The organism is Enterobacter sp. MF024 (assembly GCF_005843915.1).
Classification (GTDB): domain Bacteria; phylum Pseudomonadota; class Gammaproteobacteria; order Enterobacterales; family Enterobacteriaceae; genus Enterobacter; species Enterobacter barmai.
Window position 1 is genome coordinate 1 of the sequence record NZ_VCBB01000001.1, and the last position, 17,433, is coordinate 17,433.

The following is a 17,433-nucleotide window of genomic DNA, read 5'->3' on the forward strand; positions in this document are numbered from 1 at the left end:
CTACTAAATTCGTAGGCCGGGTAAGCGTAGCGCCACCCGGCGATGGTATGCGAAAGACGCAAAAACCATCACATTATCAAATTCTTCAATTCACCCCTTTACATAGCGCGCAGAGATGTTTATAGTGCGCCTCACTTTGGAAGCGTGGCCGAGCGGTTGAAGGCACCGGTCTTGAAAACCGGCGACCCGAAAGGGTTCTAGAGTTCGAATCTCTACGCTTCCGCCAAATTCTGCAAAAAAGCCCGTGAAAACGGGCTTTTTTGTATCTAAAATTTGTACCTTTCTCACTCCGCCTCTTTTCAGTTACTCATTTTTCAGGTGAGGGCAACGCCCGCCCAGGTTCTGCGAAGGAAGAGACTCTATGAGCAGAAAGCGTTTTACAGAGGAACATATCGCAGATTTTCTTCGACAGGCTAAAGAAGGCATGCCTGATAAGGCGTTGTGTGAACAATACGGTTTCAGTATCACTACACTTCGACGCTGGAAAGAGCTGCACGATGGTGCTATCAGAAACAAACTAAAAAAAATGGAATCGACCGCAGCGGTGGTCTATTTAGCGATCATTGCCACTAGCATGCTGCTTGCGATCGTTATTGATAAGGTCGTTGGTGTCCTGTTCATATTCCTGATGCTGGGTTATTGCGTTTATTATATTGTTCAGTTTCGCAAGGTGTCCGGGTTATTTATCTCAGGTGATAATGTATTTCTCTCTCGCAGAGGATTAGGAGCGAGTAATGCATTTTATTTGTTTAGCTGGATCTTTGTTGTTTTGTTTACGCTCTTCATCATTAGCTCAGCTGCTGTCGGCGTTTTTCGGGGCTGAGGCATAAAGCGTACCCGTGTGACCACGGGTACTTGCCCTAAGAAGGATCAGGACTTAAACAGGTTCTTCAGGGTGTGGGGCTGACAGCGCAGATACTGTTCCGGCGCATGCACCTGCGCACCCAGTGCCGCCGCCGCATGCCACGGCCAGCGTGGGTTGTAGAGCGCCCCTCGGGCGATGGCGATGATATCCGCATCCCCGCTCGCCACGATAGATTCCGCATGCTCCGGCTCGGTGATTAACCCCACCGCCACCACCGGAATGTTGACCGCCGCTTTAACCGCTCTTGCCAGCGGCACCTGATAGCCAGGATAGACAGCAATTTTCTGGTCAGGATGCAGGCCGCCGCTGGAGACGTGGATCGCGTCGACGCCGTGCGCTTCCAGCATCTCAGAGAACGCGACCGCTTCCTCGAGGTCAAATCCGCCGTCCACCCAGTCCGTCGCAGAGATACGCACGCTGATGGCTTTGTCCGCAGGGAAGACTTCGCGCACCGCATCGACAATCTCCAGCGGGAAGCGGGCTCTGTTTTCCAGCGAACCACCGTAATTATCCGTGCGCTGGTTAGAGAGCGGCGATAAGAACTGGTGCAGCAGATAGCCGTGGGCAGCATGGATCTGAATCAGATCAAAATTCAGTCTGGCGGCACGCTTAGCGGCCTCGACGAACTGATTGCGGATTTCGGCCAGGCCGTTGCTGTCGAGGGCCGTCGGCGGGATATAACCCTCGTTGTAGGGCACCGCCGAAGGGGCCAGAGTTTGCCAGCCACCCTGCCGATCGGGTGGGATCTGGCCCTGCTTTTCCCACGGCTTGTACGTTGAAGCTTTGCGGCCCGCATGAGCCAGCTGAATGCCTACAGGAATATTTGACCACTTACGAATCGTGTTAAGCACCTGGCCCATGGCTTCTTCGGTTTTATCATCATAGAGCCCGACGTCCGCGTACGTAATGCGGCCTTCAGGGGAGACCGCTGCCGCCTCGATGGTCAGCAGGCCCGCGCCGGACAGCGCCAGTTGTCCCAGATGGAGAGTGTGCCAGTCATTCATACAGCCCTCTTCGGCGGAATACTGACACATGGGGGCGATCACGATGCGATTATCAAGTTCAAGATTGCGGATACGTAACGGTGTAAACAGCTTGGGTTGAGACATACATGTCACTCCAGATTGCAGCGTTAGAAACAGGGTGTTTAATGCTGGAATACTCAGCAATATAACGCAGGGATACCGGTAGATGAATGTTCATTTTATGCTACAAACGTATCCGGGTTAGGGCTTATGGACTTATCCGAGGCCGACAAGAAGCGCGTCAGTGTAAAGTTATTAAAGCCTGGCGGCATAAACGATACAGCACCATCAGCATCACGCTGATGGTGCTGGTTTTGCTGGCATGCTCTATTTTTTCTCGTCAGCATAGCGACGGGCGTTGTCATAAAGACCTGTACACATCAGATTCCCCTTTTTAAATTATCCCCTGCCCACCATGAGCAGGGGAAGATACAGCGCTTAATTTGTATTCTGCGCACGGTCATTATCAATATCACAAATTAATTCCGTAAGCATCCCGCGTCACGATGAATATATTAATGTAAACATTTACGCTGTGATTTTTATTTAAAATACCTCCTTAGGATTTTTCCTAATATTAATTTCACTGCTATTTTTACGGTCTGGGATGATTTCTTGTGTAGCCATTTTAAACGCTTAAATGTTATATTTCTGTAGCTATATCTCACCATTGTGGTGCAACTCAATACAAAAATAACCATATTAATCAGGCATATCAATGTTGACATGTATACATTGATGGGCGCGCAGTTTTACGTCGTCGTGCAATGGTTGTGTTTTATTGTTACGGGAAATATCATTTTTCTGTGCGTAAAAGAATTAAACGTATTTTATTCATTCATAAAGGGCGATTAATCAGGGGAATAATGCACTCCGGTTAACCAGACGAGGCATTTTAATTTAAAGGGAAACGCATAAGGGATGAATGTCACGACCGGAGGGCTTCGGTCAACGTCATCATGAATAACAATTAAAGTTGAGTGTAATAATGAAAAATCACTTTCGCGTCGCCGCAGCCATAATGGGCATTCTGGCTACTGGTGCGGCATTTTCTAACAATATAACCACCAACCCGGGCGCTGCCGCAGGTACGCAAAGCACCGGCGGCGTCGTCGAGTTCAGCGGTGAAATCGTCGACAACTCCTGCGATGTCACCACCTCCAGCAAAGATGTGAAGGTGGATCTGGGGAAATGGAGCGCAAGCTATTTCACCGCAGCCAATGTCGAAACCACAAAAACCCCCTTCAAAATTCAGATAGATAACTGCCCGACGTCGGTTAAGACGGTGGCGGTGCTGTTTGATGGTCAAAAAGATGCCGACGATGCCACGTTGCTGGCGGTAGCAGGCGGAGCGAAGGGCGTGGGTATTAAATTGTATAACGGTGGCGCATCCAGCTCGCAGGTCAACCTGGGGAGCGTGTCTGCCAGCGTTCCGGTGGCCTCCGGTAAAGCCACGGTGCCGTTTTTCGCTGACTACACCTCCACGGTGGCAACCGTCACCTCGGGTGCGGCCAACGGCGTTGCAAACTTCCTGATGGTTTACAACTGATCCCCGCATGAGCAGGCCCCGCGCCTGTTCATCTCTCTGACTTCGATGGTAATTGCACGATGAAACAGCTTCTTGCCGCTGTGATGGCCTCTTTTTTCCTGTTCTGCGCCAGCGCGCAGGCTGGCATCGTTATGGGCGGAACCCGCGTTATTTATCAGGAAGGTAAACGCGAGGCCGCCATTACGGTGACCAATATGGATACCCACGTTCCGTACCTGGTGCAGTCGTGGGTGGAAAACCTGGCCGCGGACGATAAACGCCCGGTGCCTTTTGTGGTGACACCGCCGCTCTTTCGCCTCGATCCCGAGCAGGAGAACGTCCTGCGAATCGGCTTTACCGGCGGGGCGTTGCCCGGTGACCGGGAATCGGTTTTCTGGCTGTGCGTGAAAAATATCTCCCCGACGCAAAAAGGGGAGTCCAACAAGCTGCAGATCAACGTCAAATCCAAATTCAAGCTCTTCTGGCGACCGAAAGGGCTGGGCGACGCAAAAGAGGCCTGGCAGAAGCTGACCTTTACCCGCAGCGGCAACCGGCTGGTGGCCCACAACCCGACGCCGTTTTACGTCTCCTTTTACAGTCTGGCGGTTGGCGGAAAAGAGATCTTCGAGCCGGGGATGATCGCCCCAATGAGCAGCCAGACGTGGACGGTTAGCGGCACCGGGCAGGTGACGTGGCGCGCCATTAATGATTCGGGCGGTATCACTGACGCCGCGCAGCAGTAAACCGGGGAGCGAGGGTGAAAAAGCAGACATCACGCCGTCACCGCGCGCAGACGGCCTCGTCCGGCGGCGCGTTACTGCTGGCGACGGTTCCCACGGCGCTGTTTATGTTATGCAGGCCCGGGCTGGTAAGGGCTGAGGATTACTTCGATCCGGCGGCGCTGGAGCTAAGCTCCCCGCAGCAAAAAACCGCCGACCTGCACTATTTTGCCTCAGCGGGCGGGCAGCAGCCCGGTACGTATCCGGTCAGCATCTGGGTCAACGGTCAGCAGGTGAGCGAGAGCAACATCACCTTTGTGGAAGAGAACGACAAACTGACGCCGGTGCTGACGGCCCCGCAGCTGGCGGAATATGGCGTCAACGTCAGCGCGTTCTCGTCATTTGAACGGCTGCATGAAGGGGAGACCTTTACCCGCATCGGGGAATACATCCCGGATGCCAGCAGCGCGTTCGACTTCTCCACCCAGCGTCTCAATCTGAGCATTCCCCAGGCGGCGATGAACGTGCAGAGCCGTGGCTACGTCGATCCGGCGCGCTGGGATGAGGGTATTCCGGCCGCGTTTGTCGACTACACGCTCAGCGGATCGCAAACCGGGCAGTCCACTCATGACGGGCGCGCCACCTTCCTGAGCCTGCGCAGCGGCGTGAACCTTGGGGCGTGGCGCTTACGCAATACCTCGTCGATGCAGTATGACACCACCCGGCGCTGGAATTCGCTCAGCACCTGGCTGCAACGGGACGTCACGGCGCTGAAAAGCCAGCTGCGGATGGGGGATACTTACACCAGCGGCGACGTGTTCGACAGCGTGCAGTTTCGCGGCGTCCAGCTGATGTCGAATGAGGAGATGCTCCCGGACAGCCAGCGCGGTTTTGCCCCGGTGATCCGAGGCGTGGCCCACAGCAACGCCAAAGTCACCGTCTCCCAGCACGGCTACGTGATCTACGAAACCTATGTTTCGCCCGGGGCGTTTGCCATCAAGGATCTCTACCCGACGGCGCAGAGCGGCGACCTTGAGGTCAAAGTGAAGGAGAGCGACGGGTCGGAACGCACCTTCACCCAGCCGTTTTCCTCCGTGCCGTTTATGCTGCGCGAGGGCCGGGTTAAATACAGCCTCAGCGCCGGGCGCTTTCACTCCGGTGAGGATGAGAGCCGCTCGCCTGTTTTTATCCAGGGCACGCTGTTTTACGGATTACCGGCCGCATTCACGCTCTATGGTGGCACGCAGGTTGCCGACGATTATCACGCCCTGGCCCTCGGGTTGGGGCACGGCTTAGGCGAGCTCGGATCTCTTGGCGCGGACCTGACGCTGGCAGGCACCGCCGCGCCCTCCGGCAGGCGCTACAACGGCCATTCCCTGAGGGCGCAGTATCAGAAAAGTTTTGCCCAGGCGGGTACCACCTTCAGCCTCGCCAGCTATCGCTACTCCTCCAGCGGGTTTTATGATTTCAGCGAGGCGATGATGCTTGAGCGTCGCGAAGGGCTGATTGACAACAAACGCAGCCGGGAAGAAATAGCCATCAGCCAGACCCTCGGCGATGTGGGGAACCTGTCGTTTTCCGCCTGGTCCCAGGATTACTGGCACAGCCAGCGCAGCGACAAAACGCTCCATGCCGGGTTTTACAGCGCCTGGAAAGGTATCTCCTGGGGGCTCGGCTACTACTACACCCGATCCAGCAGCCACAACAATCCCGATCGCTCCTGGTCGTTCAACGTCAATATTCCGCTGGGCGGCGCGCTGGCCAGCAGTTCCGTCAGCTACACCACCTCGTCGGATAACCGCGGCTACACCTCGCACCAGGCGGCGATGTACGGCTCGGTGCCAGAGAACCCGAACCTTTATTACTCGGTGCAGCAGGGCTACGCCCGCCAGGGGCAGGGGAGTAACAGCGGCGCTTCCCTCGATTACCACGGCGGCTACGGTCAGGCGCAGCTCGGCTATCGACGCGACCGCGACAGCAGCCAGCTCACCTGGGGAGCCTCGGGCTCTATCGTCGCGCACCCGCACGGCGTCACGCTGGGGCAAAATCTCGGTGACAGCTTTGCCATCGTGCGGGCACCGGGGGCCGCTAACGTGGCTGTCCAGAACGGCAGCAACGTCCACACCGACTGGCGGGGCTACGCGGTGGTGCCCACCCTGACGGCGTATCACAAGAACGTCATCACTCTTGATACCGAATCGATGACCAGCGATACCGACGTCGAACAGTTCGGCGCAACGGTGATCCCCGGCGGTGGAGCGGTGGTCGAGGCCAACTACCAGACCCATATCGGCCATCGCGTGCTGTTCACCCTGCATGACAAACAGGGCCCGGTGCCGTTTGGCGCCAGCGCGCAGCTGGCGGGTGATAATACCGCCGCCACCGGCATGGTCGCCGACGGTGGAACCGTCTATCTGAGCGGTATCCCGGATGACGGCACCCTGGAGGTGAACTGGGATGACGACGGGGTGGCCCACCGGTGCACGCTGCCGTTCCACATTGCTGGCGGCCAGCAGGACGCGGTGAAGCGTATCTATGCCGCCTGTTTATCTCCCGGAGGAAATTAATCATGCGCTTAATGTATTTACTTCTGATAGTGGCCGGGCTGTTCAGCCCCGGCGTGTGGGCGGCAGCCTGCAACGGCGACACCGGGCAGATGACCATTAACTTTCAGAACATCAAATATCTGCCTTCGCTGCGTAATAACACCCAGATGACCAGCATCATGGCCGACAGCGGCAGCGGGTTTCGCTTCACCTGCGACCAGCAGGCCCAGCAGGCGAGTGCGTTAAGCGTCCACTATGCCCAGACGCGCACCGGGAATGAGACCTTTATCAACGGGCGGATGGTGTTTGCGTCGGCTATTCCCGGCATCGGTTACGCGCTGGGCTTCCAGTGTGACGGCGGGCCGATACACTACCTGGACGGCTCCGGCGTGCATGACGAGGAAGTCTGTAGCAGCAGCGAAAATCATGCCCTGCTGAATCAGGAGCATATCGTGGTGAAAGCGTTCATCACCTTCTATAAAACCGGCGACGTCAGCCTGACCAGCGGCAACCACACCAACGCGCAGCCCCTGGGAAACGTCGGCAAACTGTATGTCGAGCTCCCGGGTTCAGGCACCACCGGCACCCCCATCAGCGCCGATCTGACGGCGATGAACGTGGATATCGGCTCGGCGGGCAGTTGCAACGTGACCACCCCGAGCATTTTTGTCGATCTGGGCAAGGTGAACCGCGCCGACTTTAAAGGGGTGGGGCAAACGGCGGGGACGGCACAAACGTTTACCATTCCGGTCTATTGTTCCCAGCCCGCGACGATCAAAATTGGCTTTTTCGGCACGCCTGCCGATACCGGTGTCACCGATACCCTGGCCATCACGCAAAGCCCAACAAGCGCCAGCGGCGTGGGGGTCAAGCTGAGCTACGGCAATAATGGTTCCGGTGCGCCGTCGGCAGGCAGCAGCCTGCACATCAACGAAGCCGGAAACCTGCCGGGGCTGGGACAGGTGACCGCGACGGACGCGGCCAATGCTCAGCCTTTCCACTTCGTTGCCCAACTGGTGCAGACGGAGCCGACCGTGACGGCGGGCTGGGCAAACACTACCGCCACCTTTGCGCTGGAGTATAACTAGCCCTGTGAGCACGGGCGTCGGTTCGCGCGCCCGTTTTACATCTCCCCGCCAGGTCTGCAAAATAGCGCTCTCACTTTTCGCTAAAGATCATAACGATGAAAAAATCCCTGCTCTGTACGCTCCTCGTTTGCCTGTCCGGTTCCGCCCTTGCCGCCACCCCGGAGGAGGCGCAGGTCGCACAGGCGGTCAACCCCACCATGACCGCGCTGATGAATGCCCAGGCGATCCCGGGGATGGCCGTCGCGGTCATCTATAAGGGCCAGGCCTATTACTTTACGCAAGGGGTGGCGGATGTCGCCGGGAAAAAGCCCGTTACCCGGCAAACCCTGTTCGAGCTGGGCTCGGTGAGCAAAACCTTCACCGGGGTGCTCGGCGGCGATGCGGTGGCGCGGGGGGAGATAGCGCTCAGCGATCCGGCCAGCAAGTACTGGGACGCGCTGTCAGGCAGGCAGTGGCAGGGCATCACTCTTCTGCATCTGGCGACCTACACCGCAGGCGGTCTTCCGCTTCAGGTGCCAGAAGAGGTGACCGATGCCGCCGCGCTGAAAAAATACTACCAGACCTGGCAGCCGGAGTGGGCCCCGGGCACTCAACGCCTGTACGCCAACGCCAGTATTGGGCTGTTCGGTGCCCTGGCGGTCAAACCCTCGAAGATGAGCTTTGAGCAGGCGCTGACGAGTCGGGTGCTTAAGCCCCTGAATCTTAACCACACCTGGGTGAACGTCCCGGCCAGCGAGCAGGGGGACTACGCCTGGGGCTACCGCGACGGCAAAGCGGTGCACGTCTCGCCGGGCATGCTTGATGCCGAGGCCTACGGCGTGAAAACGTCCATCGTGGATATGGCGGGCTGGCTCAGGGCCAACATGCAACCAGAGAACATCAAAGACGCTTCGCTGAAGAAAGGGGTGGAAATCGCCCAGTCACGCTACTGGCAGGTGGGGGAGATGTATCAGGGGCTGGGCTGGGAGATGCTCAACTGGCCGGTCTCCTCAGCAACGCTGGAGGAGGGCGCGGATAACAAAAACGCCCTGGCCGCGCGGGAGGCCACGGCAATCACCCCCGCACAGCCGCCGGTGCAGGCCTCGTGGGTTCACAAAACCGGCTCTACCGGCGGGTTTGGCAGCTACATTGCTTTTATTCCGCAGAAGCAGCTTGGCATTGTGATGCTGGCAAACAAAAGTTATCCCAACGCCGAGCGGGTGAAAGCGGCGTACCGGATCCTGGAGGCGTTGCAGTAGCACAGGTCTGTTTTCCCGGCCCTGTGCCGGGAAAATATCATCACGGATGATGCTGAACGCCTTCCACCGTAGTCCCTCTCACCACCAGCGTCACCGGCAACAGGATGGTCGTTTCGTCGCTCTCCTGCATCACCAGCTCAAAGGTCTTGCGTGCGAGCTGCTGCTTATCCACCTATTCCCGGCTGGCGCTGCGCTTACCCGGCCTGGGAAACTTGTCCCTTGTAGGCCCGCGCAAGCGCAGCGCCGCCGGGCAAAAAACCGGCTCAGCAGGTAAACGCCTGCTCCTTCGCCAGCAGGAAAGGACGCAGATACGCCACGGTATTCGACAGCGGGATCACCTCGTCCGCCAGCCTGATATTTAATACGTCACGAATGTACGCCTTACGGGTGACGATCCGCGCCCACAGCTCCGGGTACGCCGCCTGGATCTTCTCCTGCAAATCCTCGTCCGCCAGAGCGATGCTCTCCTCGGCGCTTACGCCGGTATAGCCCGGCACGGAGGGGATAATATCGATCTGCAGGATCATCCCGCTTTTCAGCGTCTCGGTTGAGCCGGGGTAAATGGGCGAAGACATCCACTCCTCATCGGCGCTGAGGTGGCCCGGATTCAGATGCCAGCCATACTGCGCTTTATCAAGCACCTGCTCGATATGGGCATACATCTCACCGCCCGGCATTCCGGTATGGATAGTTTCAAGCCAGCTGGCGACGGCGGCAAAGTAGGGTTTCGCTACCCGATCCAGATAATCGTTCTGACCCTCCGGCAACTCGCTCTCGTCGGCAATCACGAACCCGGTCCGGCTGGAAAGCCCGCCCTTAAACCCGGTGGTCATCGACAGCGGCTGACCGCGCTCCAGCTTTTTATAGGTGGGATAAAAGTTCGCCTTCTCAAAGCGCTGCCCGGCGGCGGCGATGGTGACCACGGTCTGATACTGGCCCTCTGCCGCCAGCAGCGCACCCAGCTCAGTCTCGCGGATGCCCGGTACCACCGCGTCCATAGCTTTCAGCATGCAGGTTGAGGCCAGATTCGCGCCGTATTCATAGTGCGCAATTTCGTTCGCGTTGTTGGTGATACGCGCCCCGTTATCACCGCCGATAAACAGGTGTGTGGCGTTTTCAAGCGTTGCCGGGGTGCTGTTTTTCAGCGCCTTGACGATAAAATACGGTAGATCGAAAAGCTGCTTATTATCCGTCCCGGACGCGGTAAACATCTTCCAGCCCACCACCCCGATTCGGCCATGCGCGCTCAGGCCCGCGTCGCCAAACAGCGTCTCCAGCGAGGCTTCATTTTCCATCGGCTGGTTGGGCAGCGAGAAAAATGGGCAGTGTTTGAGCGCAACCGGAATGCGGGAATGCTTCGCCATTTTCAGGTTCTCATTGCCCAGAATCACCGTCGCCGCACCTGTTTTATCCAGGATCAACAGCCCCTCCTCGAAGCGCGGCACAAACCCGGTCAGGTACTCAAAGTTGCTTCCGTGCTCCTTATCGGCATAGATCACCAGGGCGTCTAAACCCGCCTCGTTAATGCGGGTCAGTACTCTGTTTTTACGCTCAAGCAGGGTGGCATCGGTGAGCAACACCGGGGCCACGTCGGGGAAGGTGCGCGGAGCAGGAACGGTCTGCAGCTGGATCATTATTTACCTCGTTAAGGCATGGGAGTCAGGATCGTTTTTGCGTATGCACCCGCACGGTGGAGGCAGGCGCGTTCACCAGCTTCGTCGCCGGACGCACCGGACGGCGCACCAGTTCGCCCTGGCAGTTGGGGCAGCGGTGGTTGAGATGGGTGTTGGCGCAGGCGGCGCAGAAGGTGCATTCAAAGGAGCAGATCCGGGCGTCCAGGTCATCAGGGTGCAGATCGCGGTCACACCATTCGCAGTTCGGGCGAAGCTCGAGCATGGTTTTCATCCTGTTCAGTGAGTTGCGTCCTCTTCACTATGACAGAGAGTAAAAAAAACCGCGACACCCCGATCTCAGCGGGCGTCGCAGGGACATTTCAAATGGACCACAATCACGCTGAGCTCTTTTTAACCAGCAGTTGCAGCTTCCTGAAATCGTCCGGAGTATCGATATCAAAAATGATTTCCGGGCGTTCAAGAGACACGCTGTGATGTTTACCCTGCATTAGCGCCTGGCGCATAGTGCGGATATCCGGCCGGGCAATGGCCTGGAGCAGGCTGTTTTTATCAACCAGAACAGGGTGACCCGGCGTGCCCTGATAGTGCGGCAGGAGCGCCCCCTCGGCACGTAACGCCCACAGCTCACGGTAAACATCCCCGTGCAGGCAGGGTAGATCGCCTGTGGTGATAAAGCAGTACTCCGTCTTTACCGCCCGGGCACCGGCAATAACGGAACCCAACATCCCTTTTTCATAATCGGGATTATGAACCAGCGTCACACTTTCCTGATGGCGATACCGGGCCTGCAACGCTTCTGCGCGATAACCGGTGACAAGGATGATTCGGGAGCAAAATTGCAGTGCGTTTTCAATGCTTGCATCGAGAATCGTCCCATCCCGTAAGGGCAGCATCATTTTCCACTTCCCCATCCGGGAGGAGAGTCCTGCGGCGGTAATAATACAGTCGACCGACATTGTTTATCCCGTTGTGAAGATGAGAGGGGAAATAAAAAATATACCGCAAATTTCAGCGCGTCAGATAGCGCGGCGCCGGTTCGCCGGTCCGGGCGCTGGCAAACAGCGCCAGCCTCGCCTCTTCATAGCGCGTCCACAGCGCTTCATCGTGCATCGGCGGAATGGTAATCAGCTCACCCTGATCGAGCCCCGCCAGCGCCGCATCCACCATGTTGTCGGTGGTCATCACCGACCCGGCGGGCAGATCGTCGGCGGTGATGCCGGACAGCTCCCAGATCTCCGTGGCCGTTGCCGCCGGTAATACCGCCTGAATGCGCACCTTGCTGTCGGCAAACTCCTCCTGCAATCCACGGGTAAAGTTCAGCACCCAGGCTTTGGTGGCGCTGTAGAGCGCGCTGCCCGCCCGGGCGTGGATCGACAGTACCGAGGCGATGTTAATCAGCGTGCCGCGATTATTTTGCGCCAGTCGCGGCAGCAGAGCATACGTGAGGCGCATCAGGGCGGTGGTGTTGAGCATGTTGATCGCCTGATGTTGCGCCACGTCGCCCGCGAGGAAAGGGGCCATCTGGGCGGTACCGGCATTGTTGATCAGGGTGTCGATAGCGGTATTGCTGCGCAGGAGCTCTTCCACGGCGCGGATCCCGGTTTCATCGGTAAGATCCGCCGTCAGGGTGGCGACTTTAACCCCATAATGTTGCTCAAGCTGTTCCGCCAGCGCCAGCAGGCGCGCTTCCCGGCGGGCGACCAGCACCAGATCGTAGCCGCGCGCGGCGAGACGGTCGGCGTAGACCGCGCCGATCCCGGATGATGCACCTGTGATTAAAGCGGTGGAACGTTGCGTAGTCATCGTAATACCTCTGGGTTGTAAAATGATTGGTTTCAAAATGAAACTGAATTAAGGGTGGAGCATTTGGTTTTATAATGCAACCACTGTGCGGGGTTTTTTTGATCTTTGCGGTGGAGAAGTGAAACAGTCATCCGTGCGATTTTGCATTACAGTAAAGACAAAGAACCAAACGCCAGCCGGGTGCTGGCGATCCTCGTCAGGAAGCGTATGAAAAAGCTGTTGCTGGTGCTTTTTGTGTTAACTGCCTTTGCCGCTAACTCGATTCTCTGCCGCATCGCCCTTAAAAACGGCCACGCCGATCCGCAGACCTTCAGCATGCTGAGATTGCTGGGTGGAGCGGGGGTGCTGTTCGCCTGGCATCTGGCGCGCGGAAAGGTGAAAGAGATACGCTGGAAAATCATCGACGCCGTATTGCTGTGCGCCTATGTCTTGTTCTTCTCGCTGGCTTACGTTCAGCTCAATACGGCGACAGGCGCATTGCTGCTGTTTGGCGCAGTTCAGGTCTGCATGATTGGCTGGGGCGTGATAAAAGGCGAGAAACTGAGCGGGGTTAAGGCCTGCGGCATTCTTATTGCCATTGGCGGGATCGTTACGCTTCTGTTGCCCGGCGCCACCGCGCCTCCTCTGTTTGCCGCCATTACCATGGTGGCCTCTGGCATGGCGTGGGGAGCCTATTCCGTGCGCGGTAAAAATATCAAAGCGCCAGCAGGCACGACGGCGGGGAATTTCATTCTCGGCTTACCGGTCATTCTGGTCTGGAGCCTGATACGACAGGCACCCGTGCAGATTGACGCCAGCGGCATCCTTCTTGCGCTGCTGTCTGGCGGGCTGGCTTCCGGCGTAGCCTATGTGCTCTGGTATGCCCTGGTCGCCACCCTCTCTTCAGCCACCGCCAGCACACTGCAACTGAGCGTGCCCTGTATTGCCGCCGCAGGCGGGGGGTTATTTCTTGGGGAAGTGCCGGATATAAGAATGGTGATTTGCACGCTGGTGGTGCTGGCGGGGATAGCGATGGTTATCGCTGCCGATCGCAAACAGCGCGAAAAGGTTAAGCGAAATGATTTCAGATAAGGAAGAGAGTCCCCAACTTCCCGGCCCATACAAACAAAAATTAAACCTTTATATTGTTGTGTGTTTAATTGCATTAAATAAGCGCGTGGCTTATTTTTTGTACAGACAGAATAAAATCTGGCGTAATTCAAATAACAGTGCAGATTTTACTTAATCGTTTTAAAAAATAGAAAAATTTAACCTATTGATTTTAATGAGTTATAATGTGAATGTTCTTAGTGCGTCAATAATAGCCAGGTCGCATATATAAATAGCATGTTAACTAAATTATAATTCCGTAAAATCCGGTAGAAAGGGGAGGTCAGTATGCGGTTAATTGTCATGTTGTTGAGCCTGGTGGTCGCCACCCAGGTCTGGGCGGGTGAACTTCCCAAACCTGAAGGCAAAGTCCTTTTAACCCTCTCCGGTAATATTCAAAATACGAATGCAGACGGGAAAGCCGTTTTTGATATCGCCAGCCTTGAGAAACTGGGCCTGGTCAGTTTCCAGACCACTTCTCCCTGGTACAATGGGCGTACAACCTTTACGGGCGTTCCGCTACGAAAGCTCATGGAGTATGTTGGCGCCAAAGGTTCTATCGTCAAGGTCATTGCGCTTAATGACTATACTACCGTTATCCCTCTCAATGACTTCAATAAATACAATGTTATTCTTGCCTTAAAAGTCAACGGCGAATATATGCGTATCCGTGACAAAGGCCCGTTATTCATTGTGTATCCATATGACAGCATGCCCGAGCTGAATAGTCAGATTTTTTATTCAAGATCAGCATGGCAGGTCAGCAAAATGAATATTGAGTAGGAGTTCAGACGCGCATCATGAACAGGATACTGGCGGGCATCATTTTTTTCCTATTTATCTCTACTGGATACATCTCTTTCCTTGTACATGAAAGGCAGCAAGAGTTACAAAAACTGACTCACTACACGGATTCATGGTCTGCGGCCCAGCTGGTATCGGAGTATTATCGTTTCGAATCAACGCTGGGTCTTTATGCAAATCAAAGTGAAGCCCTGACCATCGATGATGTGCGCCTGCGTCTGGACATTATGCTCAGCCAGAGTGGTTTGATGAAAGAAGGGGATCTTGGGCGTTATATTGCCAGCAATAAGGCCCACCATGAACTCGCTTTAAATGTCGAAAACATCCTCAAATATCTTGATGCTCATCTTGAGAGGATGGACCGTTCAGAGATCCAGGTCTATCTGGACAAAATGCATACGCTTGATGCCCCCCTTAGCCACCTTTCCTCCAGTGCACTGGATAATGACGTTAACTCGATAAACAGAGCTAACCTGAAAATACAGACGCTTTACTATATTTATTCGGCTGCTTCATTACTGCTGATCATTTTGAGCGGCATCCTGGGCGTGATGATATTTTTTCAAAACAGGAATATTCTTAAAGCGCACCTTCAGGTTAAAAGCCTTGCTGAAGAATTACAGAAATCCAAAGAAAAACTGCAAATCCAGAATACGCAGCTGGAATATGACGTCTACCATGACTCCCTGACCGGGATGAATAACCGTCAGCTTTTCTGGGAAAACATTAAAAAAGTTATCCAGACCGCCGAGAAAAACGGTGAATCTGTGGCGGTGATGCTGTTCGATTTGGATCGCTTCAAGGAGATCAATGACACCTATGGTCACGATGTCGGCGATATGTTACTTCGTCAGATATCCGACCGTCTGGTTTCCATGAGCCTGACCGCCGATACGCTTTATCGCCTGGGTGGCGATGAGTTTGCGTTTCTTTCAAGTGGCCTGACGGAGAGCAGTGCCGTTTCACGAGCCCGACAGATTTGCGCGTCTATCAACCAGCCGTACACCATCTATAACACCATCATCAATATCGCCACCTGCGTGGGTATTGTTATCTCAGACACTGAACGACGCTCCGATTATCTGTATAAATTCGCCGATCTGGCCCTGTATGAGGCCAAAAGTGAAGGCCCGGGTAAGATAAAAGTGTTCCGGCCATTTATGCTGCAAAAGCTGCAGGAAAGCCGGACCCTGGAACACGATCTGGCGATGGCGTTAGCGAATAAAGAGTTCGTGGTGTATTACCAGCCTATCGTCGATTCATTCACCCGGGAAATCTACAGCTATGAAGCCCTTATTCGCTGGATACACCCGCTAAAAGGGCTCCTGTCGCCGGACACTTTTGTTCCTGCCGCTGAAAAAACAGGCATGATCAACGAGATGGGTAAATATGTGCTGGAGATTGCCTGCCGGGAAGCGGCGACCTGGGCGGTGCCGGCAAAAATTTCCGTGAATGTCTCGCCAATCCAGTTGAGCAGCAAAGCCTTTGCCGGGATCGTGCTCTCTATTCTGGAAGAGAGTGGGCTGTCGGCAGATCGCCTTGAGCTGGAAGTGACCGAGTCCTCTCTCTTTACCGAGAACGATACGCCGCTGAAGACGCTCAATAAGCTCAGAGCCCGGGGCGTGCAAATTTCTATTGATGATTTTGGGACCGGATACTCTTCGCTTTCCCGTCTGAGTAAGCTTGCCTTCGATAAAATCAAAATAGACAAATCCTTCGTACATTCGATATCCACCCAGGATGATGCCCTGAATATCATCAGGCTCATCACCGGCATGGCGAAGTCCCTCAATATGAAGGCGGTTGCAGAAGGGGTTGAAACTCAGGAGCAGCTGGAAAGGCTTCAGGCGCTGGGTTGCGATCTTGCCCAGGGCTATCTGTTCGGGAAACCTCAGCCGGGCATCGCTGGCAGGATCCGCAACGGTTAAACGATAAAATAGACAGGATGCTTGTAGCTAAAAACATAAATGCCCTTTCGGGCATTTATGTTCAGGCGGCGGCTGTTAGTGGAAGAACAGCGCAATCAGAATAATGATTGGGATAGGAACGCCTAAAAAGAACAGTAATAGTGAGCGCATTTTAAACCTCCTGCTTAATTAAAAATTATAAGTCACGTTGACGGCCACCGTAGGTCGCACACAGGCTGGCGACGAAAGCACCGGCCAGCAGTGAGATGAATGTCCAGAGCATCAGGTAGCTTGTGGCTTTACGTGCAGCATCAGCGGCTTGCTGTGCTTTCTCCTTGGTTTCTTTTAGTTTGGCCTGGGCTTTGTCATAGGTGGCCTGTACACGCTGTTCAGCTTCTTGCTGACTGATGCCGGTCTTCTGCGCAATCAGCTGGGCGACATACTGACGATCTTCTGCAGGTAACGCCCCGGTGCTAATGCTGTTAGCAAAAATACCGGTCACTTCGCTTAACTGGGCTGGCGTCAAATCCTGGCCGGGCGCGGCTGGCGCTGCCGGAGCAGGAGCCGCGGCAGGGTCTGTCGGTGCCGCAGGTGCTGGAGCTGCATTTCCTCGGAACATCGAATTCACGAAATAATCCATTGGATTACCAGGTGCGCCAGACGAAGCGTTCGCCATACCCGCAGCGCCCGCCGCTGTAGCCGTCGCAGCACCACCGGCAACGGTACCCACAACCTTAGCCCCGCCGCCAATAATGGCGCCTACGGTGCTGGTTAACAGCGCAGCCGAAACCAGCGCAGCCACCGCCCATGTCAAAAATCCGTGGGCCGTATCGCGGAAATAAACTTCATCCGTGTGTACATCGACCCATTTGGTGCGCAGTCGCCCGGCTAAATAACCCCCCATGCCCGACGCCACGATTTGGGTGAACGTCAGCCAGGCTATGGCTGCGATGCCCACCGTCCCGGCGTCGAGTCCGCGGCTCTCCCAGGGCGAGATGGACGTCAGGCCCAGACCCGCGCCCAGCATCAGCAAAATCAGCGACAGGGATGCGGCGGCGGCCGCGCCGGCAAAGATGGCACCCCAGGATACGGCGCTACTGCTCGCGGCAGGCACGGGCAGACGCGTATCGGGATACGTAGTGTTAACCGTAGCGTGTTCGTGAATGTGAGTCATAGCTGTTGCCCTT

16 protein-coding genes and 1 tRNA gene are annotated in these 17,433 nt (G+C 55.7%); 10 read left to right on the plus strand and 7 right to left on the minus strand.

Annotation, left to right across the window (positions count from 1 at the left end; genetic code table 11):
* The first annotated feature begins 138 nt into the window (after positions 1 to 138).
* Together FFB58_RS00005 and FFB58_RS00010 are read left to right on the plus strand one after the other, a co-directional pair.
* A tRNA-Ser gene (locus FFB58_RS00005) sits at positions 139 to 226 on the plus strand.
* A 135-nt stretch (positions 227 to 361) separates the two neighbouring features.
* Positions 362 to 823, plus strand: coding sequence for a transposase (locus FFB58_RS00010; RefSeq protein ID WP_138368572.1), 462 nt, complete (start codon positions 362 to 364; stop codon positions 821 to 823).
* Positions 824 to 870: 47 nt separating this feature from the next.
* Here FFB58_RS00010 and FFB58_RS00015 read toward each other — a convergent pair whose 3' ends face one another.
* Positions 871 to 1,974 carry an NADH:flavin oxidoreductase/NADH oxidase gene (locus FFB58_RS00015; protein ID WP_138368573.1) on the minus strand — a complete coding sequence of 368 codons (1,104 nt, stop codon included), beginning with the start codon at positions 1,972 to 1,974 and terminating at the stop codon, positions 871 to 873.
* 904 nt (positions 1,975 to 2,878) lie between these two features.
* Here FFB58_RS00015 and FFB58_RS00020 point away from each other — a divergent pair.
* The 5 genes from FFB58_RS00020 to ampC all read left to right on the plus strand — a co-directional run bounded on the left by FFB58_RS00020 (position 2,879) and on the right by ampC (position 9,009).
* Positions 2,879 to 3,439 (plus strand): fimbrial protein, encoded by a 561-nt coding sequence (locus FFB58_RS00020; protein WP_138368574.1) that lies wholly within the window; start codon positions 2,879 to 2,881, stop codon positions 3,437 to 3,439.
* Positions 3,440 to 3,498: 59 nt separating this feature from the next.
* Positions 3,499 to 4,161 carry a molecular chaperone gene (locus tag FFB58_RS00025; protein ID WP_138368575.1) on the plus strand — a complete coding sequence of 221 codons (663 nt, stop codon included), beginning with the start codon at positions 3,499 to 3,501 and terminating at the stop codon, positions 4,159 to 4,161.
* Between the two features lie 104 nt (positions 4,162 to 4,265).
* The gene (locus tag FFB58_RS00030) at positions 4,266 to 6,704 is read left to right on the plus strand and encodes a fimbria/pilus outer membrane usher protein (RefSeq protein WP_138369224.1); all 2,439 of its coding nucleotides are present in this window, start codon (positions 4,266 to 4,268) and stop codon (positions 6,702 to 6,704) included.
* Positions 6,705 to 6,706: 2 nt separating this feature from the next.
* Positions 6,707 to 7,771, plus strand: a complete 1,065-nt coding sequence (locus FFB58_RS00035) for a fimbrial protein (protein ID WP_138368576.1) — start codon at positions 6,707 to 6,709, stop codon at positions 7,769 to 7,771.
* A gap of 95 nt (positions 7,772 to 7,866) precedes the next feature.
* On the plus strand, positions 7,867 to 9,009 hold the full coding sequence (ampC, locus tag FFB58_RS00040) for a CMY2/MIR/ACT/EC family class C beta-lactamase (protein WP_138368577.1): 1,143 nt from the start codon (positions 7,867 to 7,869) through the stop codon (positions 9,007 to 9,009).
* Between the two features lie 40 nt (positions 9,010 to 9,049).
* On the opposite strand, the gene FFB58_RS22965 is transcribed toward ampC, so the two are convergent.
* The 5 genes from FFB58_RS22965 to FFB58_RS00060 form a co-directional block, all read right to left on the minus strand.
* Positions 9,050 to 9,181, minus strand: a complete 132-nt coding sequence (locus FFB58_RS22965) for a hypothetical protein (protein ID WP_286172407.1) — start codon at positions 9,179 to 9,181, stop codon at positions 9,050 to 9,052.
* A 91-nt stretch (positions 9,182 to 9,272) separates the two neighbouring features.
* Positions 9,273 to 10,643, minus strand: a complete 1,371-nt coding sequence (locus FFB58_RS00045; protein ID WP_138368578.1) for an aminopeptidase P family protein — start codon at positions 10,641 to 10,643, stop codon at positions 9,273 to 9,275.
* Between the two features lie 25 nt (positions 10,644 to 10,668).
* Positions 10,669 to 10,905: a DUF1272 domain-containing protein gene (locus FFB58_RS00050; protein WP_039032278.1), complete on the minus strand. Its 237-nt coding sequence runs from the start codon at positions 10,903 to 10,905 to the stop codon at positions 10,669 to 10,671.
* A 112-nt stretch (positions 10,906 to 11,017) separates the two neighbouring features.
* Positions 11,018 to 11,599 (minus strand): NTP transferase domain-containing protein, encoded by a 582-nt coding sequence (locus FFB58_RS00055; RefSeq protein ID WP_138368579.1) that lies wholly within the window; start codon positions 11,597 to 11,599, stop codon positions 11,018 to 11,020.
* Between the two features lie 52 nt (positions 11,600 to 11,651).
* A complete protein-coding gene (locus tag FFB58_RS00060) occupies positions 11,652 to 12,446 on the minus strand; it encodes an SDR family oxidoreductase (RefSeq protein WP_138368580.1) in 795 nt (264 codons plus the stop codon).
* Positions 12,447 to 12,653: 207 nt separating this feature from the next.
* Here FFB58_RS00060 and FFB58_RS00065 point away from each other — a divergent pair, with 207 nt between their 5' ends.
* From FFB58_RS00065 to FFB58_RS00075, 3 genes are all read left to right on the plus strand, one after another.
* Entirely contained in the window at positions 12,654 to 13,517 is an 864-nt protein-coding gene (locus FFB58_RS00065; protein WP_138368581.1) for a DMT family transporter, read from the plus strand.
* 306 nt (positions 13,518 to 13,823) lie between these two features.
* Positions 13,824 to 14,318: a molybdopterin-dependent oxidoreductase gene (locus FFB58_RS00070; protein WP_138368582.1), complete on the plus strand. Its 495-nt coding sequence runs from the start codon at positions 13,824 to 13,826 to the stop codon at positions 14,316 to 14,318.
* Positions 14,319 to 14,335: 17 nt separating this feature from the next.
* Positions 14,336 to 16,267, plus strand: coding sequence for a bifunctional diguanylate cyclase/phosphodiesterase (locus tag FFB58_RS00075; RefSeq protein WP_039032283.1), 1,932 nt, complete (start codon positions 14,336 to 14,338; stop codon positions 16,265 to 16,267).
* A gap of 175 nt (positions 16,268 to 16,442) precedes the next feature.
* On the opposite strand, the gene FFB58_RS00080 is transcribed toward FFB58_RS00075, so the two are convergent.
* Positions 16,443 to 17,420, minus strand: coding sequence for a hypothetical protein (locus tag FFB58_RS00080; protein WP_039032284.1), 978 nt, complete (start codon positions 17,418 to 17,420; stop codon positions 16,443 to 16,445).
* Between the last annotated feature and the right edge of the window lie 13 nt (positions 17,421 to 17,433).

Excerpts from the sequence above, each read along its gene's own strand:
- FFB58_RS00010 (WP_138368572.1), top strand. The coding sequence starts at position 362 with ATGAGCAGAAAGCGTTTTACAGAGGAACATATCGCAGATTTTCTTCGA.
- FFB58_RS00015 (WP_138368573.1), bottom strand. The coding sequence starts at position 1,974 with ATGTCTCAACCCAAGCTGTTTACACCGTTACGTATCCGCAATCTTGAA.
- FFB58_RS00020 (WP_138368574.1), top strand. The coding sequence starts at position 2,879 with ATGAAAAATCACTTTCGCGTCGCCGCAGCCATAATGGGCATTCTGGCT.
- FFB58_RS00025 (WP_138368575.1), top strand. The coding sequence starts at position 3,499 with ATGAAACAGCTTCTTGCCGCTGTGATGGCCTCTTTTTTCCTGTTCTGC.
- FFB58_RS00030 (WP_138369224.1), top strand. The coding sequence starts at position 4,266 with ATGTTATGCAGGCCCGGGCTGGTAAGGGCTGAGGATTACTTCGATCCG.
- FFB58_RS00035 (WP_138368576.1), top strand. The coding sequence starts at position 6,707 with ATGCGCTTAATGTATTTACTTCTGATAGTGGCCGGGCTGTTCAGCCCC.
- ampC (WP_138368577.1), top strand. The coding sequence starts at position 7,867 with ATGAAAAAATCCCTGCTCTGTACGCTCCTCGTTTGCCTGTCCGGTTCC.
- FFB58_RS00045 (WP_138368578.1), bottom strand. The coding sequence starts at position 10,643 with ATGATCCAGCTGCAGACCGTTCCTGCTCCGCGCACCTTCCCCGACGTG.
- FFB58_RS00050 (WP_039032278.1), bottom strand. The coding sequence starts at position 10,905 with ATGCTCGAGCTTCGCCCGAACTGCGAATGGTGTGACCGCGATCTGCAC.
- FFB58_RS00055 (WP_138368579.1), bottom strand. The coding sequence starts at position 11,599 with ATGTCGGTCGACTGTATTATTACCGCCGCAGGACTCTCCTCCCGGATG.
- FFB58_RS00060 (WP_138368580.1), bottom strand. The coding sequence starts at position 12,446 with ATGACTACGCAACGTTCCACCGCTTTAATCACAGGTGCATCATCCGGG.
- FFB58_RS00065 (WP_138368581.1), top strand. The coding sequence starts at position 12,654 with ATGAAAAAGCTGTTGCTGGTGCTTTTTGTGTTAACTGCCTTTGCCGCT.
- FFB58_RS00070 (WP_138368582.1), top strand. The coding sequence starts at position 13,824 with ATGCGGTTAATTGTCATGTTGTTGAGCCTGGTGGTCGCCACCCAGGTC.
- FFB58_RS00075 (WP_039032283.1), top strand. The coding sequence starts at position 14,336 with ATGAACAGGATACTGGCGGGCATCATTTTTTTCCTATTTATCTCTACT.
- FFB58_RS00080 (WP_039032284.1), bottom strand. The coding sequence starts at position 17,420 with ATGACTCACATTCACGAACACGCTACGGTTAACACTACGTATCCCGAT.